Annotated in this window: 20 protein-coding genes and 1 pseudogene; 6 read left to right on the top strand and 15 right to left on the bottom strand. The window is 62.8% G+C overall.

All coding sequences use genetic code 11. The annotated features are described in order from the left end of the window. Positions 1 to 2: 2 nt before the first annotated feature. From AB7783_RS05375 to AB7783_RS05365, 3 genes are read right to left on the bottom strand one after another with little or no spacing between them, the layout of a single operon-like run. Positions 3 to 302 (bottom strand): acylphosphatase, encoded by a 300-nt coding sequence (locus AB7783_RS05375; protein ID WP_441277045.1) that lies wholly within the window; start codon positions 300 to 302, stop codon positions 3 to 5. Beyond that, complete coding sequence (locus tag AB7783_RS05370; RefSeq protein ID WP_441277044.1) at positions 303 to 1,169, bottom strand: isocitrate lyase/PEP mutase family protein; 867 nt, start codon at positions 1,167 to 1,169, stop codon at positions 303 to 305. Continuing rightward, positions 1,166 to 3,181, bottom strand: a complete 2,016-nt coding sequence (locus tag AB7783_RS05365; RefSeq protein ID WP_309944376.1) for an acetyl/propionyl/methylcrotonyl-CoA carboxylase subunit alpha — start codon at positions 3,179 to 3,181, stop codon at positions 1,166 to 1,168. The genes AB7783_RS05370 and AB7783_RS05365 overlap by 4 nt, the downstream gene beginning before the upstream one ends. 156 nt (positions 3,182 to 3,337) lie before the next feature. Here AB7783_RS05365 and AB7783_RS05360 point away from each other — a divergent pair, with 156 nt between their 5' ends. Further along, on the top strand, positions 3,338 to 5,167 hold the full coding sequence (locus tag AB7783_RS05360) for an alkaline phosphatase family protein (RefSeq protein WP_441277043.1): 1,830 nt from the start codon (positions 3,338 to 3,340) through the stop codon (positions 5,165 to 5,167). Between the two features lie 70 nt (positions 5,168 to 5,237). Here AB7783_RS05360 and AB7783_RS05355 read toward each other — a convergent pair whose 3' ends face one another. Then, entirely contained in the window at positions 5,238 to 5,804 is a 567-nt protein-coding gene (locus AB7783_RS05355) for a hypothetical protein (protein ID WP_441277042.1), read from the bottom strand. A 100-nt stretch (positions 5,805 to 5,904) separates the two neighbouring features. Beyond that, positions 5,905 to 6,120: a hypothetical protein gene (locus AB7783_RS05350; protein ID WP_089267221.1), complete on the bottom strand. Its 216-nt coding sequence runs from the start codon at positions 6,118 to 6,120 to the stop codon at positions 5,905 to 5,907. 67 nt (positions 6,121 to 6,187) lie between these two features. On the opposite strand from AB7783_RS05350, the gene AB7783_RS05345 reads away from it, so the two are divergent. Further along, positions 6,188 to 6,847, top strand: a complete 660-nt coding sequence (locus AB7783_RS05345; protein ID WP_089267220.1) for a peroxiredoxin — start codon at positions 6,188 to 6,190, stop codon at positions 6,845 to 6,847. Positions 6,848 to 7,029: 182 nt separating this feature from the next. On the opposite strand, the pseudogene AB7783_RS05340 reads toward AB7783_RS05345, so the two are convergent. Continuing rightward, positions 7,030 to 7,230: pseudogene (locus AB7783_RS05340) on the bottom strand (DUF2177 family protein); the annotation flags it as partial. A gap of 178 nt (positions 7,231 to 7,408) precedes the next feature. Between AB7783_RS05340 and AB7783_RS05335 the strand changes: the two are divergent. Continuing rightward, complete coding sequence (locus tag AB7783_RS05335; RefSeq protein ID WP_441277041.1) at positions 7,409 to 8,905, top strand: cryptochrome/photolyase family protein; 1,497 nt, start codon at positions 7,409 to 7,411, stop codon at positions 8,903 to 8,905. 74 nt (positions 8,906 to 8,979) lie between these two features. Further along, on the top strand, positions 8,980 to 9,342 hold the full coding sequence (locus AB7783_RS05330; protein ID WP_068730647.1) for a hypothetical protein: 363 nt from the start codon (positions 8,980 to 8,982) through the stop codon (positions 9,340 to 9,342). Positions 9,343 to 9,424: 82 nt separating this feature from the next. Here AB7783_RS05330 and AB7783_RS05325 read toward each other — a convergent pair whose 3' ends face one another. Continuing rightward, a complete protein-coding gene (locus tag AB7783_RS05325; RefSeq protein ID WP_441229358.1) occupies positions 9,425 to 10,312 on the bottom strand; it encodes a DMT family transporter in 888 nt (295 codons plus the stop codon). Between the two features lie 101 nt (positions 10,313 to 10,413). On the opposite strand from AB7783_RS05325, the gene AB7783_RS05320 reads away from it, so the two are divergent. Continuing rightward, positions 10,414 to 11,541: an S-(hydroxymethyl)glutathione dehydrogenase/class III alcohol dehydrogenase gene (locus AB7783_RS05320; RefSeq protein WP_120291114.1), complete on the top strand. Its 1,128-nt coding sequence runs from the start codon at positions 10,414 to 10,416 to the stop codon at positions 11,539 to 11,541. An 80-nt stretch (positions 11,542 to 11,621) separates the two neighbouring features. Here AB7783_RS05320 and AB7783_RS05315 read toward each other — a convergent pair whose 3' ends face one another. Beyond that, positions 11,622 to 12,644 carry a bile acid:sodium symporter family protein gene (locus AB7783_RS05315; RefSeq protein ID WP_441277040.1) on the bottom strand — a complete coding sequence of 341 codons (1,023 nt, stop codon included), beginning with the start codon at positions 12,642 to 12,644 and terminating at the stop codon, positions 11,622 to 11,624. Between the two features lie 92 nt (positions 12,645 to 12,736). Between AB7783_RS05315 and AB7783_RS05310 the strand changes: the two genes are divergently transcribed. Further along, positions 12,737 to 13,600, top strand: a complete 864-nt coding sequence (locus AB7783_RS05310) for a LysR substrate-binding domain-containing protein (protein ID WP_210269177.1) — start codon at positions 12,737 to 12,739, stop codon at positions 13,598 to 13,600. Between the two features lie 55 nt (positions 13,601 to 13,655). Here the strand turns inward: AB7783_RS05310 and AB7783_RS05305 are convergent, their stop codons facing one another. The 7 genes from AB7783_RS05305 to AB7783_RS05275 all read right to left on the bottom strand — a co-directional run bounded on the left by AB7783_RS05305 (position 13,656) and on the right by AB7783_RS05275 (position 22,721). Further along, positions 13,656 to 15,734 (bottom strand): acetate--CoA ligase family protein, encoded by a 2,079-nt coding sequence (locus AB7783_RS05305; protein ID WP_441277039.1) that lies wholly within the window; start codon positions 15,732 to 15,734, stop codon positions 13,656 to 13,658. Then, a complete protein-coding gene (locus tag AB7783_RS05300) occupies positions 15,731 to 16,099 on the bottom strand; it encodes a Zn-ribbon domain-containing OB-fold protein (RefSeq protein WP_441277038.1) in 369 nt (122 codons plus the stop codon). The genes AB7783_RS05305 and AB7783_RS05300 overlap by 4 nt, the downstream gene beginning before the upstream one ends. Next, on the bottom strand, positions 16,096 to 17,232 hold the full coding sequence (locus tag AB7783_RS05295) for a thiolase family protein (protein WP_441277037.1): 1,137 nt from the start codon (positions 17,230 to 17,232) through the stop codon (positions 16,096 to 16,098). The genes AB7783_RS05300 and AB7783_RS05295 overlap by 4 nt, the downstream gene beginning before the upstream one ends. Before the next feature lie 208 nt (positions 17,233 to 17,440). Beyond that, positions 17,441 to 18,607, bottom strand: a complete 1,167-nt coding sequence (locus tag AB7783_RS05290) for an acyl-CoA dehydrogenase family protein (RefSeq protein ID WP_175367338.1) — start codon at positions 18,605 to 18,607, stop codon at positions 17,441 to 17,443. Positions 18,608 to 18,610: 3 nt separating this feature from the next. Beyond that, the gene (locus tag AB7783_RS05285) at positions 18,611 to 19,834 is read right to left on the bottom strand and encodes a CaiB/BaiF CoA transferase family protein (RefSeq protein ID WP_441277036.1); all 1,224 of its coding nucleotides are present in this window, start codon (positions 19,832 to 19,834) and stop codon (positions 18,611 to 18,613) included. Between the two features lie 142 nt (positions 19,835 to 19,976). After that, positions 19,977 to 21,530 carry an AMP-binding protein gene (locus AB7783_RS05280; RefSeq protein WP_441277035.1) on the bottom strand — a complete coding sequence of 518 codons (1,554 nt, stop codon included), beginning with the start codon at positions 21,528 to 21,530 and terminating at the stop codon, positions 19,977 to 19,979. A gap of 21 nt (positions 21,531 to 21,551) precedes the next feature. Continuing rightward, positions 21,552 to 22,721, bottom strand: a complete 1,170-nt coding sequence (locus AB7783_RS05275) for an acetyl-CoA acetyltransferase (protein ID WP_175367341.1) — start codon at positions 22,719 to 22,721, stop codon at positions 21,552 to 21,554. Between the last annotated feature and the right edge of the window lie 35 nt (positions 22,722 to 22,756).

Here is a 22,756-nt window from a genome sequence, read left to right as displayed (position 1 = left end):
AATTACAGCGTCGGCAATTGCGAGAAAACCTCGTTGTTAACGCGCAGGGCAAGCATGTCGGGCGTGGCTTCGCTCACCACGACGCTATCGACGCGCGCGGCCGTTGGACCACGGCGGCACGCCTCGATCATGTCAGTGACAAGATCGGCGGGTCCCGCAAACACAGCTTCCACGCTGTTATCGCGGCGGTTGCGCACCCAGCCTTCGAGGCCGAGCAACGAGGCTTGTTGGCCGGCCCAGTAGCGATAGCCAACGCCCTGCACGCGGCCGAAGATCATCACGTGACGGATCACGTCACTCATCTATTTCTTGAGCCCGAGAAAATCGATGCCGCGCTGTTTCACGACGGCACCGCGGGTGACGCTGTCCATCAACTCGCTTGAGGCAAGATTCTTCAGATCCTTCGGCCCCGGACCTTCGCGTACCGCTTTAAGAGTCGCATGGACGGCAGCGGTCGCTGCGGAGATCGGCGCATGGCCCTGAATGGCGATGCGGACGCGCTGGGCGCTGAGGAAATCCCAATCCATGTCGTCGGTGGGACTGCCGAGCACGATCGGTAGCGTCGTCGCAGCAGCTGCCGCCTGCAGTTCGGCGCGGCTCTTGAGGCCGGTGAACATCACTGCATCGACGCCGGCGGCTTCATAGGATTTGGCACGCGCAATCGCGTCATCCACGGAGGTGATGGACGCAGCGCCAGTACGCCCCACAATCACCAGCGCCGGATCCTGTCGCGCATTCAGTGCAGCCTTGACCTTGCCGAGCCCCTCTTCCGGAGAGATCAGCTGCGCCTTCGCTTCGCCAAAGGCGGCGGGCAGCAGCGTGTCCTCGATGGTCAGGCCGGCGGCGCCGGCGGCTTCCAGCTCTTCCACCGTACGGCGGACATTGAGCGCATTGCCATAGCCGTGATCGGCATCGACCAGCACCGGCAGCGAGCCGGCGCGCGACATCCGCCGCATCTGCTCGGTGAGTTCGGACAGCGTGATCAGCGCGATGTCAGGATCGCCGAGAATGGCGAGCGACGCCGCCGAGCCGCCGAACATGCCGACCTCGAAACCGAGGTCTTCGGCGATGCGCACCGATATCGCGTCGTAGACCGATCCCGGACGCATGCAGCGATCGCCGGACAGAAGCGCCCGGAGTCCGTAACGGCGTTGCCGGAAGGTCGTCACGCGAATTCAAGAATGAGCGCATCCACCGCCAGCGTTGCGCCAGCAGCGGCATGGATTTTCTTGACGGTGCCGTCGCGTTCGGCGCGGAGCACGTTCTGCATCTTCATCGCCTCCACAACGGCGAGGGTCTCGCCGGCCTTGACGTCCTGACCTTCGGTCACGGCAATCGAGACGACGAGGCCCGGCATCGGGCACAGCAGCTTCTTGCCGGTGTCGGCCTTGACGCCCACCGGCATCAGGCGCGCAGCGGTAGCCTCCGCCTCGGTGAAGACATTGACCGCGACTTCATAACCCTGATGCGCGATGCGGATGCCCGACGTCTGAGGGCGCACCTGCATGGCGACGTTATGGCCATCGATGGTGCCTTCCCAGACCGGCACGCCCGGCTTCCAGGACGACGAGAGCTTATGCGGCGCACCCGTCTTGCCGTCAGCACCGACGAAGGCCACCGTCACGACATCGCCGTCACGGGCCACGTCGAGTGCGATCTCCTCGCGCTCCAGCCACACGGCGCGGCGACCCGCACGGATCACCGGACGGCCGATCAACTGGCCGGAAATCTGCCGCTTGCGTTCGCCGTAGATGGAGTCGACGGCCGCGGCCACCGCGGCGATACGGCGGGCGACTTCGCCCTCCGGCGCCCTGGCGGCGAAGCCCTTCGGGAATTCCTCGGCGATGAAGCCGGTGGAGAGATTGCCCTCGCGCCAGCGCGGATGGCTCATCAGCGCCGACAGGAACGGAATGTTGTGGCGGATACCGTCGATATAGAAGGCGTCGAGCGCATGAGACTGCGCCTCGATGGCGGCGGCGCGCGACGGGGCGTGGGTGACAAGCTTGGCGATCATCGGATCGTAATAGATCGAGATCTCGCCGCCCTCCTGCACACCGGTGTCGTTGCGCACGGTGATGTTGTCGGACTTGCTCTCGGCCGGCGGACGATACTTCACGAGACGACCGATGGACGGCAGAAAGTTGCGGAACGGGTCTTCCGCATAGACGCGGGACTCCACAGCCCAGCCGGTCAGGGTGACGTCCTTCTGCGCAAGCTGCAGCTTCTCGCCGGCGGCAACGCGGATCATCTGCTCGACGAGGTCGACGCCGGTGACGAGTTCGGTCACGGGATGCTCGACCTGCAGACGGGTGTTCATTTCGAGGAAGTAGAAGCTCTTGTCCTGGCCCGCAACGAATTCCACCGTACCGGCAGAGTCGTAATTCACGGCCTTGGCGAGAGCCACGGCCTGCTCGCCCATCTTGCGACGGGTGGTCTCGTCGAGCAGCGGCGACGGCGCCTCCTCGATGACCTTCTGGTTGCGGCGCTGGATCGAACATTCGCGCTCGCCGAGATAGATCACGTTGCCGTGCTTGTCGCCGAGCACCTGGATTTCGATGTGGCGGGGATCGACGATGAACTTCTCGATAAAGACCCGGTCGTCGCCGAACGACGACTTCGCCTCGGCCTTGGCGAGGTTGAAACCCTCGACCACTTCCGAAGTCGAATGCGCGATGCGCATGCCCTTGCCGCCGCCGCCAGCGGACGCCTTGATCATCACGGGATAGCCGATCTCGTCGGCGATCTTCACGGCGTGCTTGTCGTCCTCGATGACGCCGAGATAGCCCGGCACTGTGGAGACGTTGGCCTTGGCTGCCGCCTTCTTGGATTCGATCTTGTCGCCCATGGCGGCGATGGCGCCGGGATTGGGGCCGATGAACACGATACCGGCGGCCTCCAGCGCGCGCGGGAAGGCCTCGCGCTCGGACAGGAAGCCGTAGCCGGGATGTACCGCTTCGGCGCCGGTCTTCTTGCAGGCCTCGACGATTTTCTCGATCAGGAGATAGCTCTCGGCCGCGGCCGGAGGTCCGATGAACACGGCCTCGTCGGCCATCTCGACATGTAGCGCATCGCGATCGGCTTCGGAATAGACGGCGACGGTCTTGATACCCATCTTGCGGGCGGACTTGATGACCCGGCAGGCGATCTCGCCGCGATTGGCGATCAGAATTTTTTTGAACATGAGCTGTCTTACTTGCAACCTTGAGGCGGGATCGGAAAGATGGGGTCGGCGGTACAATGTGGCATGGCGCCGCAGTCGTAACAATTCTGTCGCGGACAAAAACTAGAGAAGACGTCTGGACCGGATCGGCCGAGTTCTTTCGAAGCGAGGTTTTTCATGCGCTGCGCCACCATCCTCTCCCTCAGTCTTACTTTTATATCCGCAACAACGGCTTTCGCCCAAAACAGCCCTCCCCGCAACCTCATTTTGTTCGTACCTGATGGGCTCCGGGCGCTGAAAGTGACGCCGGAAGCGGCGCCTGCGATGTCCACAGTGCGGGATAAAGGCGTCAATTTCCGGAACTCGCATTCGCTGTTTCCGACTTTCACCATGGCCAATGCATCGGGCATGGCGTCCGGCCATTATCTCGGCGATACCGGCGTGTTCTCGAACTCGATCTATACCGGCCATCCGACCCCGGTGCAGAACAACAGCCCGATCCCCTTCATCGAACACGACCAGGTGCTCGGCGATCTCGACGAGCAGTTCAACGGCGACTACCTCAATGAGGAGACGCTGCTGAAGGCCGCGCGCAAGGCCGGCTATTCCACCGCCGCAATCGGCAAGGTCGGCCCGACGCTGATGTTCGATCACACCGAACGCACCGGCAAGGAGACGATCACCATCGACGACCAGACCGGCGGCATCGACAAAGCAGGCAAGCTGCTCGGCATTCCCCTGTCTGACGAGATGAAGGACGCTTTGGCCAAGGCAGGCCTGGCGGTGGAAACACCCGGCCGCGGCGACAACGGCAAGGCGGGCGACGCCAAGACGCCTGGCACCACGGAAGCCAATATCAAGCAGCAGGCCTATATGGCCGATGTCGCGAGCAAAGTGGTGCTGCCGATGTTCAAGGCACGCAACAAGCCGTTCGTGCTCATCTTCTGGTCGCGCGATCCCGACGGCACCCAGCACAATCAGGGTGACAGTCTCAACAAAGTGACGCCCGGCATCAACGGCCCCTCGTCACTCGCCTCGATCAAGAATGCCGACGATAATCTCGCGCAGCTGCGCAAGACCCTCGACGATCTCGGCCTCGCCGCCAATACCAACATCATGATCTCGGCGGATCACGGCTTCTCAACGATCTCCAAGGAGAGCAAGACCTCGGCGACCATCAAGGGCACCTATGCGGATACGCCGGAAGGCTTCCTGCCGCTGGGCTTCCTGGCCATCGATCTCGCCAAGTCGCTCGACCTGCCGCTGTTCGATCCCAACGACAAATTCGCCGCCGTTGCCGACAATGCGTATCCGAAGGCCGGCAACGCCTATATCGGCAAGGACAAGGACAAGCCCGAGCTGATCATCGCCACCAATGGCGGCTCTGACCTGATCTATCTGCCGACCGGCGACAAGGACCTCGCCGACCGCACCGTAAAGGCGCTGCTGAAACAGGATTACATCAGCGGCATCTTCGTTGAGGACTCGCTGGGCTCCTTCCCCGGCGCGCTGCCGCTGTCGTCGATCAATCTGTCCGGCAAAGCCGTCACGCCGCATCCCGCGATCGTCGTCTCGTTCCGCTCTTATTCGGAGGGCTGCGAAGAGCCGGCGGCGTGCCAGGTCGAGATCGCCGACACCGTGCTGCGTCAGGGACAGGGCATGCATGGTTCGTTCGGGCGCGGCGATACCCACAACTTCATGGCGGCGATCGGCCCGGACTTCAAAGCCGGCTTCGTCGATCCCCTGCCGGTCAGCAATGCCGATACCGGCATGACTGCCGCGCATCTGCTCGGCCTGAAGCGCGACGCCAAAGGCAGCCTGATCGGCCGCGTGATGAGTGAAGCGACGGTGACTGGCGAGACGCCGGCAGCAACGACCGACGTGATGCGTTCGGCGCCCGACGATCAGGGTCTGGTCACGGTGCTGCAATTGCAGAAGGTCGGCGAGCACAAGTATTTCGATGTCGCCGGTTTCCCGGGCCGAACTGTCGGTCTCGACGCGAAGTAAGCGACAGCCCCAACAAAAAACGGCGGAGCCACGCTCCGCCGTTTTCGTATTCTGACGATCCTCGACCGGCTTACATGCCGATGTCGAACACGTTCGGCAGTTGCAGCGTCGCGGCGCCGACCACGGTCGTGACCAGCGTCATGACGGCGGCATTGCTGACGCGCTTGGCGCGCATCTGCGACGCGATCCATTCGAGCACTTCGATATTCACGCCAACGGCCTTGGTCGGTGCCCAGGTCTCGATGGCAACATCGGGCGACAGCGCCACCGCACGCGGCGGCACCGGCAGGCCCGACGCGGACGCCGCGTGATGCACGACAGCCTTGGCGAACAGGTCGTCGAAACGTCCGTCATCGCTGCGCTCGGCCGCCGCTTCGTTGATCGCAAACAGTGCCTCGGCCTCGTCGCGGCTGACCGGCTGGCTGGCCAGTGCCGACGCACCCAGGATGCGCTCGCACCAGGCGGCGTCATCGGCATCGAGCGCACGGGAGAAATGGATACGGCCACGGGTGGTCGGGCCTTCGCCGGTGATGACGCCGTCGCGCACGATGGCGAGGGCCTGCGCCGCAGCGCGATGATCGTTGATGGAGGACGTTTCGATGGCGCCGAATACGTCGGCAGCGGCAGCGGATGACATTTCAAGCTCTTCTGTTTGCAGCATATTTCTCAACATAGCCCAGCAATTCCATGGGCGACTTAACGCTCGGTTAAGAGATCGACAGGAGTTCTTCTTATCCCTAACCGTTGCAGTTCAGTCGCGCCGAGACGCTGCTGGGTTCGATCAGATGTGGCGATGCGGTCAGGCGGGATTGCGCCGCGCGGGAGGCAACATCACGGCATCCGATAACATCATGTTGCGTGGGTATTTTGCCGCAGCCGCCTTGCGTGAAACTGAATGCCAGTGCGCGCCGAATTTGAAGAAAGTTCTTGTCCTTTTTGCCGGACAGTTCCATTTACCAGCGTGCGCCTTTATAATGGCCCACGAAATTCATCTGTAATCAGAATGACATGAGGTCCATCATGACGCTCCAGATCAACGCCGTCGCCCCCGATTTCGAGGCCGAAACCACGGCTGGCCGCATCAAGTTCCACGACTGGATCGGCGATAGCTGGGCTCTTTTGTTCTCGCATCCGAAGGACTTCACCCCGGTCTGCACCACCGAGCTCGGCGCGCTTGCCAAGCTGCAGCCGGAATTCGACAAGCGCGGCGTCAAGCTGATCGGCCTCAGCGTCGACCCCGTGCACAAGCACGCGCTGTGGGTCGACGATATTAACGAAACCCAGGGCGCCCGCCCGACCTTCCCGATGATCGGCGACACCGACCTCAAGGTCTCGAAGCTCTACAACATGCTTCCGGCCGACGTGGCGGGCGATGCCGACAGCCGCACCGCCGCGGACAACGCCACCGTGCGCAACGTCTTCATCATCGGGCCGGACAAGAAGATCAAACTGGTGCTGGTCTATCCGATGACCACCGGCCGCAACTTCCAGGAAATCCTGCGCGTCATCGATTCACTGCAGATGACCGCCAAGCATCGCGTCGCCACGCCGGCAGACTGGAAGCATGGCGAGGACGTCATCATCGCCGGCTCCGTCACCAACGACGAAGCCAAGACGATCTATCCGAATGGCTGGAAAGAACCGAAGCCTTATATCCGCATTGTGCCGCAGCCGAAGTAACGCTGCGACTGATTTGCAAGAACGAAAGAGGCGCCGCGAGAGATCGCGGCGCTTTTTTTGCGCGTCGTACCGATACGCCGACGCGTAGGATGGGTAGAGCGCAGCGAAACCCATCATGCTGAGCACGGCGGGTGATGGGTTTCGCTCCGGCGCGGTACGCCTCCGCTCTACCCATCCTACACTCAGCGCCAGCTGCGCGGCGTCAGCCAGTTGGCAATCACGAGACCCGGCGTTGATGCCGTCGCTGTGACGAAGATACCCCAGGCGATATCGACGACCACCACCGGCCAGGTCCAGTGCTTGAGCAGCGACAGCGAGGTCAGCTCGAAGGTCGCGTAGCGGAAGAAGCCGAACAGCGCGCTATAGAGCAAGGTCGAGCGCCAGCAGATCCAGCGGCAGCATGGCGGCGAACGTCGTCGCGTAGCGAATCGCTTCAAACCGCTTCCAGTACCAATTCGGTAATAAATATCCTGATACTAGGCGCCCATGAGCGCAGGGTTGCAGAGACTCTCGCGGTATTCGCGGCCGGATCAATCACCCGACATCCGCGTTGGATGAGTGATGACCGATCAATCTTCGACCTCAACACCGACGCAGGCACCTATCGTCGTCTGGTTTCGCGACGACCTTCGTCTGTCCGATCACCCTGCCCTTCATGCCGCAGCCAGGCGCAATGTGCCGGTGATCTGTCTCTACATCCTCGATGAACAGAGTAAGGCATTGAAGCCACCGCAGGCGCGGCCGATGGGCGGCGCGACGAGATGGTGGCTGGCGCAGTCGCTGCGCGCACTCAGCGCGAGCCTCGACGCCATCGGCGGCACGCTGGTGCTGCGCAAGGGCGCTGCGGCCGATGTCATCGTCGATGTGGCGCGCGCAGTCGATGCCAGCCACGTCTTCTGGAACGAGATCGCACAGGCGCCGCATCTCGCGGTCGCCGATGGCGTTACCGAAGCGCTCGCCGATCTCGATATCGGCACGCAGAGCTTTCCGGGTGACCTGCTGGCGCATCCTGCGACAATCCGCGCCAGGGAGACCAGCACCAAGGAGAGCCGCGGCCTGCGCGTGTTCACACCGTTCTGGCGGCGCGTTCAGGCGATGGGCGAACCGGCGAAGCCGCTTCCGGCGCCGAAGAAACTAATACCCGCACCGAAAGTGAAGAGCGACAAGCTAGCCGACTGGGCGCTAGAGCCATCGAAGCCCGACTGGGCCGGCGGTCTGCGCGAGAGGTGGACGCCGGGCGAAGCCGCCGCGCAGAAACATCTCAAGCGTTTCCTCAGGGAGATCGCGGGCTATAGCAGCGATCGCGATCGGCCTGACCGCGAGATCACGTCGCGCCTGTCGCCGCATCTACGCTTCGGCGAGATCACTCCGCGACAGATCTGGACTGCCACGCATTTCGCAGCTGCAGAACATCCGAAGCACAGCAGCGACATCGCAAAGTTCATGAGCGAAGTCGGCTGGCGCGAGTTCTGCCGCCATCTGCTGTTCGATGTTCCTGATTTGGCCACGCGCAATCTGCAATCATCCTTCGATGAGTTCCCATGGAAGACCGATCGCAAGGCGCTGCGCGCGTGGCAACGCGGTCTGACCGGCTATCCGATCGTCGATGCGGGCATGCGCGAGCTCTGGCACACCGGTGTGATGCACAATCGCGTACGCATGGTGGTCGCATCTTTCCTCGTCAAACATCTGCTCATCGACTGGCGCGAGGGCGAGAAGTGGTTCTGGGATACGCTTGTCGACGCGGATGCGGGCAGCAATCCCGCCAACTGGCAGTGGGTCGCAGGCTCCGGCGCGGATGCAGCACCCTACTTCCGCGTCTTCAATCCGATCCTGCAGGGTGAGAAGTTCGATCCCGGTGGTGTCTATGTCAGGCGCTGGATACCCGAACTGACAGAACTATCCACAAAACATATTCATCAGCCTTGGACAGCTTCACCGCTCGAACTCAAAAACGCGGGAATCACTTTAGGCAAAGACTATCCGTCGCCGATCGTCGATCACAAAATCGGTCGCGAGCGCGCATTAAAGGCGTACACAACGATACGAAATAGTTGACTGTCGATAACACACTCTTCAACACGCGCCCGAATCGGACTAACGTGAAAAAGTCGACAATGTTGGGGGATGCTATGAACGACGACACTCCAGTCCTGGAGCAAGTGACGGACGCGCTTAGCAGCGCAGCCGACGCGACTAAGGAAGTCGCCACCTCGGTGGCGAAGAAGGTCAAGAAGGCCGCAAAGAAAGTCGCAAAGAAAGTGACCCCGGCTAAGAAGACGAAGAAGTCCACCAAGAAAACTTCTGCGAAGAAATCTTCAAAGAAGAAAACCCAGAAAGCGAGACCAATGGCTAAGAAAGCAGTGAAGAAGACCGTCAAGAAGGCCGCCAAGAAGACCGTGAAGAAGGCTGCCAAGAAGACCGTGAAGAAGGCCGCCAAGAAGGCCGCTCCGAAGAAGGCCAAGAAGGCCAAGAAGGCTGCCAAGAAGAAGTAAGCTTCTTCGCAGATGTGAAAGCCTCCGGGTCCAAGCCCGGAGGCTTTTTCATGTCCGGGGTCTGGATTGACGCAGGATGGCGTCAGGCCCTGGCGCGATTGACCAGCAATACCGCAGCGCCGCAGGCAATCATGCCGATGATGGCAACGGCATCGAGCTTTTCACCAAACAGAACGAACGCCATCAGCGCCGTCACGGCCGGCACCAGATAGAACAGACTCGCCACCTGGCTCGAGGCCTGGCGCCGCAGCAGCCAGTAGAGCAGCCCGACGGTGCCGATCGACAGCACCACCGCGAGCCACACCACCGACAGCACGAACTCCGCCGACCAGTGGATCACATTGGTCTCAAGGGCCCACGCGCCGATGCCGAGCATGACCATTGCTGCGAGTTGCTGAATGAAGCTGCCCGTGCGCCAGTCGATGCCGCCGCAATAGCGCTTCTGATAGAGCGTGCCGACGGTGATCGTGATCAGCGAAATGGCGGACGCGAACCAGCCCCAGCCCGCCTCGCCCGTCATCGGCCGACCATGCAGGATCAGCAACACGCCGGCGAGACCGAGCGCCACCCCGCCCCATTGCAGCGGCGTGACGCGCTCACCGAGAAACCGACTGGCGAGGATCGAGGTGAGGATCGGCTGCAGACCCGGGATCAGCGCCGACAGACCGACCGGGACCTCGTGCGCGACCGCAAACACGGTACCGGCGAGATAAAGCCCCTGCACCAGCAGCCCGGCGACGATGCTGTGGCCGATGCCCGCGCGATCCGGCCACGCCGGTCGCACCCATGCGACGATCACCGCCATGATCGCGACCACCAGCATCATGCGCACGGTCAGATAGGTCAGAGGTTCAGCGCCGTTCAGCACATACTTGGTGCCGATGAAGCCGGTGCTCCACAGCAGCACGAAGACGATAGGTGCGGCGCGTCCGATCAGGATTTCAAGATCGCTTTTCTGAACCTGTTTCATGGGCTGCTCAGTGCCCCATCATGTGCTAAGCGGCAATGGCTGTTTGCGCGGACCTGCCGCCTGACATCACGACACCGAGACCATTATCGAAGGAATTTGCCATGGACGTTCGCGCCGCCGTTGCCATCAGTGCCGGAAAGCCGCTGGAGATCACCACCGTTCAGCTCGAAGGTCCGCGCGACGGCGAAGTGCTGATCGAGATCAAGGCCACCGGCATCTGCCACACCGACGAGTTCACTTTGTCGGGCGCCGATCCCGAAGGTCTGTTTCCGGCGATCCTCGGCCATGAAGGCGCCGGCGTCGTCGTCGATGTCGGCCGCGGCGTCACGTCGGTGAAGAAGGGTGATCATGTCATCCCGCTCTACACGCCAGAATGTCGCCAGTGCCCGTCATGTCTGTCGCGCAAGACCAATCTCTGCACGTCGATCCGCGCGACGCAGGGTCAGGGCCTGATGCCTGATGGCACCTCGCGCTTCTCGCTCGAGGGCAAGCCTGTTCACCACTATATGGGTACCTCGACCTTCGCCAATTACACCGTGCTGCCGGAGATCGCGGTGGCGAAAATCCGCGAGGACGCGCCGTTCGACAAGGTCTGCTATATCGGCTGCGGCGTCACCACCGGCATCGGCGCGGTGTTCAACACCGCCAAGGTCGAGCAAGGCGCCAAGGCCATCGTGTTCGGTCTCGGCGGCATCGGCCTCAACGTGCTGCAGGGTCTTCGTCTCGCCGGCGCTGACATGATCATCGGCGTCGACATCAATAATGACCGCAAGGCGTGGGGCGAGCGCTTCGGCATGACCCACTTCGTCAACCCGAAAGAGCTGGGCAAGGATCTGGTCCCGCATCTCATCGACATGACCAAACGCGGTGCAGACCAGATCGGCGGCGCCGATTACACCTTCGACTGCACCGGCAATGTCACTGTCATGCGTCAGGCGCTGGAAGCCTGCCACCGCGGCTGGGGCGAATCCATCGTGATCGGCGTGGCGCCTGCCGGCGCGGAGATTTCGACGCGTCCGTTCCAGCTGGTGACCGGCCGCGTCTGGCGCGGCTCGGCTTTCGGCGGCGCCCGCGGCCGTACCGATGTGCCGAAGATCGTCGACTGGTACATGCAGGGCAAGATCCAGATCGACCCGATGATCACCCACGTGATGCCGCTGAGCGACATCAACAAGGGGTTTGATCTGATGAAGCGCGGGGAGAGTATCCGCGGCGTAGTGACGTTTTAAGCGCGTCCGCCGCTCTGAATAAAGACGGCGCGCGAAGCCAACGAGCTTCGCGCGCCGTCATCAACCCAGCGAGCGACGCCTCACGTCGGCAGCATCGCGGCTTCGCCTTCGATACCCTGCTCAGCCCGGCGCCCCGCATAGCGCCGCGCAAGGATCGCACAGACGAACAATTGAGCCTGGTGAAACAGCATGATCGGCAGCACGATCAGGCCGAGGGCGTGACCCGGAAACAGGATCGCAGCCATCGGAATGCCACTGGCCATGCTCTTCTTTGATCCGCAGAAGACAATGGCGATCTCGTCCTCGGTCGAGAAGCCCATCCAGCGGCTAGCCAGCACGGTCGAGACGATGACGACTGCCAGCACCGCCAGATCGATGGCGAGAACCGCTGCGAGAGTGCCGACCGAGAGCTGGCCCCAGATTCCCTCGACCATGCCGGCGCTGAAGGCAGCGTAGACGATGAGCAGCACGGAGCCGCGATCGACCGCGGAGGTGAGACGCGAATGGGAGAGCAACCACGCACCGACCCAGGGGCGGATCAACTGCCCGACCACGAAGGGCGCGACGATCTGCGCGGCAATCTCCTCAAACGCCACGATAGAGAATCCGCTGCCTGCCGAAGACAGCAACAGCGCAACCAGGATCGGCGTGAGCACGACGCCGAGAAGATTGGAGACCGATGCGCTGCACAGCGCCGCCGGGACATTCCCGCGCGCGATCGCGGTGAAGGCGATAGATGATTGTACAGTGGACGGCAGCAGACACATGAAGAGAAGACCGGTGGCGAGGTCGGCCGGCAAATACGGACGCAGCGCGAGACTCGCCGCAACGCCGACGAGCGGAAACAGAAGATAGGTGCTGGAGAACACCATCGACTGCAGCCGCCAATGCAGCAGGCCCTCCTTCACCGCGGTCGGCGACAAGCGCGCACCATAGAGCAGGAAGAGGAGCGCCACAGCAGCGGTGACGGTGTGATCGACATAGACAGCGGCATCGCCGCGCGCGGGCAGGACAGCAGCCAGCGCGACTGTTGCTGTCAGCCACAACAGGAATTGATCGATCGGTAATTTGATATGGCGGCGTGCTGGAATGATCATAGCCATGAGCCTCTGTTTGATGGCCCAGATCTAATTTCTTCCGCCTTGATGCAAAATCCCCATAACAACGATATCAGTCATCATGTATTGTGATGACCATGGATTACGTGCCCGTCGATCTGCTGCAAACCTTCGTGGCGGTTACCGATGCCGGAAGCTTCACCGGTGCGGCCCGTTTGCTGGGCCTGCAGCAATCGACCGTCAGCCAGCACATTCGCCGTCTTGAAGAGCAGACCGGCCGCCGCCTGTTCGACCGCAGCACCCACCGGGTGGGCCTCACTCCGGATGGCGATGTTCTGCTCGATCATGCGCGCTCGATCCTGGAACGCTATGCCCATCTGCAGCAGTACCTGTCGGCTGCGCCGCTGCGCGGCCGGTTGCGGTTCGGCGCATCGGAAGATTTCGTGTTGTCGGCGTTGCCGAACGTGCTAGCCGCTTTCGCGCGCCGGCATCCAGAGCTTGATATCGAACTGCATTCGGGACTGAGCGAGGATCTGCGCACGTCATTCGATGCGGGTCGACTGGATCTCGCACTGGTGAAGCGGCGAGACGGCGACAGCCGGGGCAGGATTGCCTGGAAAGAGCCGATCGAATGGATGGCGCATCCCGAATTCCGGCTCGATCCCGACAGTCCCTTGCCGCTCATCCTCTACCCGCCGCCCAGCATCACGCGCGTCGGCGTGCTGGAAACTCTCGAAGCGGCGGGGCGACGATGGCGCATCGCATTCACGAGCGCCAACGTCTCCGGCCTGAGCGCTGCGGCGCGTGCCGGCATCGGCCTGTTGCCGCATTCAGTCCGGTTAATGCCGCCCGGTTTGACGATCCTGCCGTCTCGCGAAGGCCTTCCGAAACTGCCCGACATTCAGTTCGCGGTGATCTTACCGGACCACCCGCCACCTGCCGTCGAAGCGCTCGCTGCGACCATCATGAACTGGGCCGGTCCGCGCGATCGGCAGAGCTAACGGGACGGCCAAGACGTGGATGGCCGGGACAAGCCCGGCCATGACGGCGCTCTTGTTACTCCCCCTTGAACACCACCGCGTCCACCACGACACAGCCATCAGTATTCAGCACCACCGGATTGAGGTCGATGCTCATCACCTTGGCGGACGTATCCGCCATCAACTCTCCGATCTTCACCATCGCATCGACCAGCGCATCCACATCCATCGGCGGCTCACCGCGGACGCCTTCGAACAGTGGCGCGATGCGCAGCTTCGCCAGCGCGCGCTTGGCATCGTCCCTGGTGAAAGGCGGAAGCAACAGCGTGGTGTCCTTGAACACCTCGACATATTTGCCGCCGTCGCCCACCATGACCACCGGGCCGAAGACGGGATCGCGATGCGCGCCGATCACAATCTCGCGGCGGCCGCCGGCCATGGCGGCGATGATCACGCCGTCGAAGCGCGAGCCGTGCTTGCGGATGATCTCTTCCATCTCGGCATAGACCTCACCAACCGCCTCGCGCGAGGCGACGCCGAGCTTGACCAGTCCAAGTTCCGACTTGTGGGTGATGTCGGCCGAGCAGCCCTTCACCACCACTTTGCCGCCGATGGCATCGAATGCCGCCTCGGCTTCAGCGCGGGAATGCACGAGCCGATATGGCACCACCGGGATGCCGCGCGATGCCAGCAGAGCAAGGCTGTCGGCTTCATTCAGCATCACGGTCTTGTCAGCCGAGATCAACGCCGACGACGGACCACGCTTGCGCGCCTTCACGCGCGCCATCAGCTCATGATGCGACACATATTGATTGAGCGCGGTGACCGCCTCGACCTCGGTCGGGAATACCGAGACGCCCTGCGCCTGGAACTCCCTGGCGACGCTGGGCTGCGTTGCGGCGACCACCAGCGGCTTGCCGGTCTGCTCAGCGAAAGCGGCACTGTCGCGCGCGAAGGCCGGCACGTCGTAGCCCGGGCCGGCGACCGGCACGCCAATGACAAAAGCATCGGCCGCAGGATCTTCGGCGATCACCGGCAGGATGTCGCCGAACAGCCGGCTGTTCGACAGCAGCGCCGCGGTGAGATCGATCGGGTTCGTGGTGGTGGCGAAGCTCGGCAGGATGCCCTTCAGCTTCTTGTCGGTCTCGGGTGCCAGCTTGGCCATCGGCATGCCGACGGTCGAAGCAGCATCCGCGATCATCACGCAGACCGCGCCGGAATTACTGATCGCGACCAGGCGACGGCCCTGCGGCTTCCAGCCCTTGAGATAAAGCTCCGTGGCCTCGACGAGGCCGCGCATATCCGGCGCGCGCCAGATGCCGTGATGTTCGAGGAAGGCGTCGACGACGCGGTCTTCATTGGCGAGCGCGCCGGTATGTGACTGCGCCGCCGCCTTGCCGGCATCGGTGCGGCCGGATTTCAACGCGATGATCGGCAGGTTGCGATGGAGCGCGACTTCGGAGAGTTCCTCCAGATACTTCTTCTCCGGAATGCTCTCGAGATAGAGCAGCATCAGCTTCACTTCCGGATCCTCGGCCACCGCGATGGCGAGTTCGCCGACAGTGATGTCGCTATCATTGCCGGTGGCATGGCTGTGGCGCACGCCGACGCCCCGCGGATTGAGGAAGCCCACCGGCACGGTGGACAGCGCGCCGCTCTGGCTGAGCATGGCGACATGGCCTTCAACGCGCTCGAATTCCATGAACATGGTGGAGAACGACGCGATGGCGCCGGTGCCGAAGTTGGCGAGGCCCTGTGTATTCGGGCCAACGATGCGCATGCCGTGCTTATGCGCGATCTCGACCATGCGGCGCTCTTTCGCCTTGCCGGCGATCGCGTCGACTTCGCCAAAGCCCGAGGCCATCACCAGTGCGATCTTGACGCCGGCCTTGGCGCAATCCTCGACGGCGCCAATGGCATTGTCGCCGGCGATCGCGACAATCACCATTTCCGGCGCTTCCGGCAGATCGGCGAGGCTCTTGTAGCACTTCTCGCCCTGGATCTCCGTGCGCGACGGATTGATCGGGTAGATCTTGCCCTTGAAGCCGAACTTCTGGAGATAGTGGACCGGACGGCCGCCGACCTTGTTGGGATTTTCCGAGGCGCCGATGATGGCCACGGATTTCGGATCGAGGGCGAAGCGCAGACGGCTCATTGAGGAGTCTTTTCGAAGAACGGTACGAGGCGGCCGGTGAATCGCCGATAGCCGGCTTTTACCTTGTCGCCGATGACGAGATCGTTGGCGCCGTGGGCCATCATGCGGAAGCCTTCGGCGGTGTCGATGAGCAGAATATTGTAGGGCACATGCTCGCGCGCTTCCGGCGTGCCGGCGCGCAGCACGAGGGACGTCGCATAGACGGTGCCCTCGCCGCTCGCGATTTTGTCGTCGAGATCGGGCGACCCGCAGGCCGCGCAAAAGCTGCGGCGGAAATACTGGATCGATTTGCAGGCACGGCACGACTGATAGCCGATCGCTTCAGTGCCGGTGGTCCAGTCGGCAGCAGGCTTGAGCTCGCTCATGATACGCGCTCCAGGAACATGCTGACATGGGACGACAGCACACCGCCGTCACCGTGCAGCAGCGCGACGGAAGCATCCCTGACCTGACGGTTCTCGGCCCTGCCTGTCATCTGCAGATGTGTTTCGACGAGATGCGCCATGGCGCCACCGACGCCGCAATGACCGTAGCTCAGAAGACCGCCGTGGGTGTTGAGCGGCATCGCACCGTGCTGGCCGAAATGGCCGGCACGTACTTGCGCCGCTGCCTCGCCGCGGCCGGCGAGACCGAGATCTTCCAGCAGCATCGCCAGTGTGATGGTGAAGCTGTCATAGACCGCGGCATAACGGACGTCAGAGATTTCGATGCCCGTCGCCCTCTTCGCGCGCGCGATGGCGATCTCGGCGCCGAGTTCGGACAGCGCTGGCGCGGCGGTGATGTGCTGGTGGGTATGCGCCTGCGCAGCGCCGCGCACGCGGATTTTCGTTGGGCTGGTCGGCTCATAGCTGACAACGAAGGCCGCGCCGCCATCGGACACCGGGCAGCAGTCGAGCAGCTTCAGCGGCGTCGCGATGGTCTTCGAGGCCATCACGTCGGCAACGTTGATCGGGTCGTGAAACTGCGCACCGGGATGAGTCAGCGCATGCTGGCGCATCAGTACGGCGAATTCGGCAAGGTCTTCCTGCGTCACGCCGTATTCATGCATGTAGCGGTTGGCGACGAGGCCGTAATAGGCCGGGATGGTCGGGCCGAGCGGAACTTCGTAGATGGGGTGCCCCACCTGCGCCAGCGCCTGAATCGAAGCGTCACGGCTCTGGCCGGTCAGCCGGTTCTCGCCCCCGACCACCAGCACATGTTTGGCAACGCCGCCCTCGACCAGCTGATGCGCCAGCATCGCCATCGCCATCCCGGTGGCGCCGCCGACCTGGATCGCATGGGCATAGGATGGCGTGATGCCGAAGTGCTCGGCGAACACGGTCGCCAGCATGATATGCGGCATGGTGGTGGAATAGCCGCACAGGAAGCCGTCGATGTCGCCGCGCTTGAGGCCGGCGTCAGTGAGCGCCAGCTCGGCGGCGCGGGACATCAGGTCGATGGTCGATGAGCCCTCGTGCTTGCCGTAAGGGAGGAGACCGACGCCGGTGATGTAGCTCATGCGTCGCTCCAAACTCGATTGTCGTCCCCGCCTAGTGCGCCTTCGGCGCACGCGGGGCCGGGACCCATAGCCTCGGGAGACGAAATTAGAACACGGCCGCTGCCACAGTGCTTCACCATGAACTCGGAGGTTATGGGTCCCCGCCCCGCGCACGCCTTCGGCGTGCTAGGCGAGGACGACATGCTGAGTGTGTTGGCGCGATCACGCATCAATACGACTTCGGCAAACCGAGCGCCTTTTCGGCGATGAAGCTCAGGATCAGCTCGCGGCTGATCGGGGCGATGCGCGGGATCAGCGACTCCCTGAGATAACGCTCGACATGATATTCCTTGGCGTAACCAAAGCCACCATGGGTCATCACCGCCTGCTCGCAGGCGTGATAGCCAGCTTCGCCCGCGAGATACTTCGCCGAATTCGCGGCGGGGCCACAGGGCAGTCCCTGGTCATATTGCCAGCCGGCCGACAGCACCATCAGCCAGGCGGCTTCGAGCTCCATCCAGTTCTTCGCGAGGGGATGCTGGATCGCCTGGTTCTGGCCGATCGGGCGGTTGAATACGTTGCGCACCTTGGCGTAGTCGGCCGCCTTCCTCAGTGCAGCCTTGCCGAGACCGACGGCTTCCGCCGCGATCAGGATGCGCTCGGGGTTCATGCCGTGCAGGATATATTCGAAGCCGTGGCCCTCTTCGCCGATGCGATCCTCGACCGGAATTTCAAAATCGGCAATGAACAGCTCGTTGGAGTCGACGGCCTTGCGGCCGAGCTTTTCGATCTCGTGCACGGCGATCTTGGAGCGGTCGAGATCCGTGTAGAACAGGCTGAGGCCGTGGGTCGGGCTCTTGACGTCTTCCAGCGGCGTGGTGCGCGCCAGCAACAGGATTTTTTCGGCGACCTGCGCGGTGGAGATCCAGACCTTCTGGCCGTTGACGATGTAGCGATCGCCCTTGCGCACGGCGCGGGTCTTGAGCTGCGTGGTGTTGAGACCGGTATTGGGCTCGGTCACCGCGAAGCAGGATTTCTCGGTGCCGTCCACGATCGGCGGCAGCATGCGCGCGCACTGTTCGGGCGTGCCAAACACCACCACCGGATTGAGGCCGAACACATTCATATGCACGGCTGACGCACCCGACATGCCGGCGCCGGATTCCGAAATCGCCCGCATCATGATCGCTGCCTCGGTGATCCCCAATCCCGAGCCGCCATATTCCTCGGGTATACAGATGCCGAGCCAGCCGGCGTCAGCCATCGCCTTGTGGAAGTCGATGGGGAAACCACCCTCCTTGTCCTTCTTCAGCCAGTAGGCATCGTCGAAGCGCGCGCAGATCTTCTCGATAGCGTCGCGGATGGATTCCTGATTGGCGTCGAGGGCGAAATCCATGCGTTACAGCTCCGACGTATCTGGGATAGCGGCCTGTCGGAGCACGCCATCCTTGTGCATTTTCTCGATCTGCTCGGCCGTATAGCCGACCTCGGCCAGCACCTCGGCATTCTGTTCGCCGAGATGCGAGGCAAGGCGCGTCGGATTGACCGGGGTCTTCGACCAGGTCGCCGACACCTTCATGCTGCGGATCGCGCCTTCGGTCGGATGCTCGACCTGCTGGAAGAAGTCGGTCGCCAGCATATGCGGATCCTGCATCATGCTTTCGAGCGTGTGCATCGGGGTTGACGGCACGTCGGCGTCATCGAGCAGCTTCGCCCATTCCGCCGTCGTCCTGGTCTTGAAGATGCGCGACAGTTCGGCATTCACCGTATCGATATGCTGGATGCGCTGCGGGAAGGTCGCGAAGCGCGGATCGTCAAACAGCTCCTCGCGGCCGACATGCTTGAGGAAGCTCTTCCACTGCTTGTCGTTATAGACCATCGCGCAGATATAGCCGTCCGAAGTCTGGTACGGCCGGCGGTCCGGCGACAGGTGACGGCCGTAGCCGCCCTTGTCGAGCGGCGGATCGTAAGTGAGGCCGCCCATGTGGTCGCCCATCATGAAGCTCGCCATGGTCTCGAACATCGGGATGTCGACGCGCTGGCCCTCGCCGGTCTTGTCGCGATGTACGACACTGGCGAGAATGGCGCCCAGTGCAGTGAGACCGACGATGCGATCGACCAGCGCATTGGGCACATAGCGCGGCACACCGTCGCTGCTGATACGCGCATTCAGCGCCGGCAATGCAGTGGCACCCTGGATCAGGTCGTCATAAGCGGGCTTGGCGGCATAGGGGCCGGCCTGGCTGAAGCCGAATACGCCCGCGTAAATCAGCCGCGGATTGATCTTGGCCATGACGTCATAGCCGAGATTGAGCCGCGCCATCGCCGCCGGGCGGACATTGTAGACCAGCACATCGGCGGTCTCGACCAGTTTCAGGAGTGCCGCGCGCCCCTCTTCCTTCTTGAGGTCGATGCAGACGCAGCGCTTGCTGCGATTGGTATTCAGGAAAATCGGCCCCATGCCGGGATTGCGCATCGGTCCGATCGAGCGGACCACGTCGCCATCGGGGGCCTCCACCTTGATCACATCGGCGCCGTAGTCACCCAGCGTCTGGGTGCAATAAGGCCCCATCATCACCGAGGTCATGTCGATGATTTTGATCCCGTGAAGTGGTCCCGTCAAAGTCGTTTGCTCCCGAAAGCGTGTGGTCAGGCGCCAGTGCGCCCTGTTGCCTTCGTCTTAGCGGGAGGCGTTCGGCGGGCGCAAGGGCGCCAGACGCGGGGCCGTATGCGTGGGATGCCGGTACGCGTCAAAGTGGTAACGACTAGCCGGCCCCCGCTGACGCCGAAGCGCGCATCATCTCCCGCAGCTCGGTCTTCAGCACCTTGCCGTAATTGTTCTTCGGCAGCGCATCCAGATAGACGTAGCGCTTGGGCCGCTTGAAACGGGCGATATTGGCGAGACAATGCGCGTCGAGCGCAGCATCGTCGGCGGATGTGCCTGGCTCCAGCACCACACAGGCCACCACGACCTCGCCCCAGTCCGGCTCCGGCACGCCGATCGCCGACACTTCCCGCACGGCGGGATGCGTCAGCAGCGCCTCCTCCACCTCGCGCGGATAGATATTGGTACCGCCGGAGATGATGACGTCCTTGGAACGGTCGGACAGCGTGAGAAAGCCGTCTTCGTCGAGCCGGCCGACATCGCCGGTGCGGAGCCAGCCGTCCTTCAATGTCTCGGCATTGGCCTTGTCGTTGTTCCAGTAGCCGAGCATCACCGCCGGGCCCTTGGCCTCGACCTCGCCGGTCTCGCCGATGGAAAGCGGCTGACCGTCGGTATCGGTGATCCGCACCGACATCACGCTCTGCGCCAGACCGACAGAAGCCAGCCGTTCGAGATAGCGCGGGTGTTCGGTATCGGCATGGAAGGCGCGCGGCAGCGAGGTGATCGTCATCGGCGATTCACCCTGGCCATAGATCTGCACGAAGCGCTGCCCCATGGTGGCGATGGCGTCGCGGATGTCGGCAAGATACATCGGACCGCCGCCATAGACGATGGTGCGGATACCCTCGCCGCTCTCGCCGCGCTTCTTCGCCGCATCGACCAGCCGCCGCACCATGGTGGGTGCGGCAAACATCGCGACATCGCAAAGTTGCTTGCCGAGATCGAGCACTTCGTCCGGCTCGAAGCCCTGACTCTCCGGCACGACGTGGCGCGCGGCCATGCGGATATGGATAAAATTGTACAGGCCGGCGCCATGCGAGATCGGCGCGGCATAGAGGATCGCGTCTTCCTGATGGACCTGATCCACATCGGCGAGATAGCACATGGACATGGCCACCAGATTGCCGTGGCTGAGCATCACACCTTTGGGCCGGCCGGTGGTGCCGGAGGTGTAGAACAGCCAGGCAAGATCGTTGTCTTCGCGGGACAGCGGCACCGCGGAGACCGGCTCGCCATGCTGCAATTCGTGAAACGTTGCGCTGTCGATGGACAGCATCTGCATCCCGGTCAGCAGGTCTTCCTCGACCTGAACGAGCGCGCCACGGCTGTCGTCGTCGACAAAGGCCAGCCTCGCGCCAGCATTGTCGCAGATCCATGCCGCTTCGCGGCCATGCAGCTTGGCATTGATCGGGATCACCACCGCGCCGATCCACCACACCGCGTACATGCATTCGAGATATTCGGTGCAGTTCGACATGAACAGCGCGACGCGGTCGCCAGGCTGAATGCCGTAATCGCGTACGAGGCCAGCACCGATAGCCGCGGCGCGGCGCGCAAAGGTTTTGTAGTCAGCCTGAACCGTGATGCCGGTCAGCAGCGCCGGCGCCTGCGGATGCAAACGCGCCGACGATGCCAGCCATTGTGCGACATTCATGGTGTCGCCCTCGCTTGCGCGTTACTTCGCGGGCTCGAGGATCGAAACGTAGTTCGCCACCGCGGCGCCGCCCATATTGAAGATACCGGCCAGTTTGGCGTTCTTGATCTGCATGCCCTCTGGCGCCTGACCCAGCAATTGCATCGCGCTCAACACATGCATCGACACGCCGGTGGCGCCGATGGGGTGACCCTTGGCCTTGAGACCACCGGACGGATTGATCGGCAGCTTGCCGTCCTTCTGGGTCCAGCCTTCCTTGATGGCGCGCGCACCCTGCCCGCGCGGCGTCAGGCCCATGGCTTCGTATTCGATCAGCTCGGCGACGGTGAAGCAGTCATGGGTTTCGACGAAAGAGAGATCGCCGATCTCGACGCCGGCGGTCTTCAGCGCCTTCTGCCAAGCCACGGTGCAGCCCTCGAATTGAAGGATGTCGCGCTTCGACATCGGCAGGAAATCCTGCGCATGGCCGGTGGCCTTGATGTTGACCGCCTTGCCCATGGTCTTGGCGGTCTCGGAATCCGTCAGCACCAAGGCCGCGGCGCCGTCGGACACCAGCGAGCAGTCTGTGCGCTTCAAGGGGCCGGCGACGAACGGGTTCTTGTCGCTTTCGGAGCGACAGAATTCGAAGCCGACATCCTTGCGCATCTGCGCATAGGGATTGTGGACGCCATTGGCGTGGTTCTTGGCGGCGATCATCGCCAGCGCATCGGACTGGTCGCCGTATTTCTGGAAGTATTTTTGCGCGATCCCGCCGAACACGCCGGCGAAGCCTGCGGGCGTCTCGCCGTCTTCCGGCAAGTAAGAAGCACGCAGCAGGTTCTTGCCGATTTCAGGTCCGGGCGTGCGGGTCATCTGTTCGACACCGACCACGAGAACAATTTTAGCAGCGCCGGCGGCGATCGACTTGATGCCCTGATGCACAGCGGCCGAACCGGTGGCGCAGGCATTCTCGACGCGCGTGGCGGGCTTGAAGCGCAGTGCGGGATCGGCCTGCAACACCAGCGACGCGGTAAAATCCTGCGGCGAGAAGCCGGCGTTGAAATGACCGAGCACAATTTCATCGACGTCAGATGCGGAGATTCCGGCATCGGCCATGGCTTCGGTCGCAACGCGGACCACCATGCTCTCGACAGTCTCGGCGTCGAATTTTCCGAAAGGCATATGCGCCCAACCAACGATGCTGGCAGTCATGGTCGTCTCCCTGATCGATTTCAAATATTGCGCCC

The sequence above is a fragment of the Tardiphaga sp. 172_B4_N1_3 genome (assembly GCF_052076035.1).
In the GTDB taxonomy this organism is placed as follows: domain Bacteria; phylum Pseudomonadota; class Alphaproteobacteria; order Rhizobiales; family Xanthobacteraceae; genus Tardiphaga; species Tardiphaga robiniae.
The sequence above is the reverse complement of the archived record's forward strand: the minus strand, read 5'-3'. Positions and strand labels throughout refer to the sequence as shown.

Coding starts and splice junctions, on each gene's coding strand:
- AB7783_RS05375 (WP_441277045.1), bottom strand. CDS start 302: ATGAGTGACGTGATCCGTCACGTGATGATCTTCGGCCGCGTGCAGGGC.
- AB7783_RS05365 (WP_309944376.1), bottom strand. CDS start 3,181: ATGTTCAAAAAAATTCTGATCGCCAATCGCGGCGAGATCGCCTGCCGG.
- AB7783_RS05360 (WP_441277043.1), top strand. CDS start 3,338: ATGCGCTGCGCCACCATCCTCTCCCTCAGTCTTACTTTTATATCCGCA.
- AB7783_RS05355 (WP_441277042.1), bottom strand. CDS start 5,804: ATGTCATCCGCTGCCGCTGCCGACGTATTCGGCGCCATCGAAACGTCC.
- AB7783_RS05350 (WP_089267221.1), bottom strand. CDS start 6,120: ATGGAACTGTCCGGCAAAAAGGACAAGAACTTTCTTCAAATTCGGCGC.
- AB7783_RS05345 (WP_089267220.1), top strand. CDS start 6,188: ATGACGCTCCAGATCAACGCCGTCGCCCCCGATTTCGAGGCCGAAACC.
- AB7783_RS05335 (WP_441277041.1), top strand. CDS start 7,409: ATGACCGATCAATCTTCGACCTCAACACCGACGCAGGCACCTATCGTC.
- AB7783_RS05330 (WP_068730647.1), top strand. CDS start 8,980: ATGAACGACGACACTCCAGTCCTGGAGCAAGTGACGGACGCGCTTAGC.
- AB7783_RS05325 (WP_441229358.1), bottom strand. CDS start 10,312: ATGAAACAGGTTCAGAAAAGCGATCTTGAAATCCTGATCGGACGCGCC.
- AB7783_RS05320 (WP_120291114.1), top strand. CDS start 10,414: ATGGACGTTCGCGCCGCCGTTGCCATCAGTGCCGGAAAGCCGCTGGAG.
- AB7783_RS05315 (WP_441277040.1), bottom strand. CDS start 12,644: ATGGCTATGATCATTCCAGCACGCCGCCATATCAAATTACCGATCGAT.
- AB7783_RS05310 (WP_210269177.1), top strand. CDS start 12,737: ATGGATTACGTGCCCGTCGATCTGCTGCAAACCTTCGTGGCGGTTACC.
- AB7783_RS05305 (WP_441277039.1), bottom strand. CDS start 15,734: ATGAGCCGTCTGCGCTTCGCCCTCGATCCGAAATCCGTGGCCATCATC.
- AB7783_RS05300 (WP_441277038.1), bottom strand. CDS start 16,099: ATGAGCGAGCTCAAGCCTGCTGCCGACTGGACCACCGGCACTGAAGCG.
- AB7783_RS05295 (WP_441277037.1), bottom strand. CDS start 17,232: ATGAGCTACATCACCGGCGTCGGTCTCCTCCCTTACGGCAAGCACGAG.
- AB7783_RS05290 (WP_175367338.1), bottom strand. CDS start 18,607: ATGGATTTCGCCCTCGACGCCAATCAGGAATCCATCCGCGACGCTATC.
- AB7783_RS05280 (WP_441277035.1), bottom strand. CDS start 21,530: ATGAATGTCGCACAATGGCTGGCATCGTCGGCGCGTTTGCATCCGCAG.
- AB7783_RS05275 (WP_175367341.1), bottom strand. CDS start 22,721: ATGACTGCCAGCATCGTTGGTTGGGCGCATATGCCTTTCGGAAAATTC.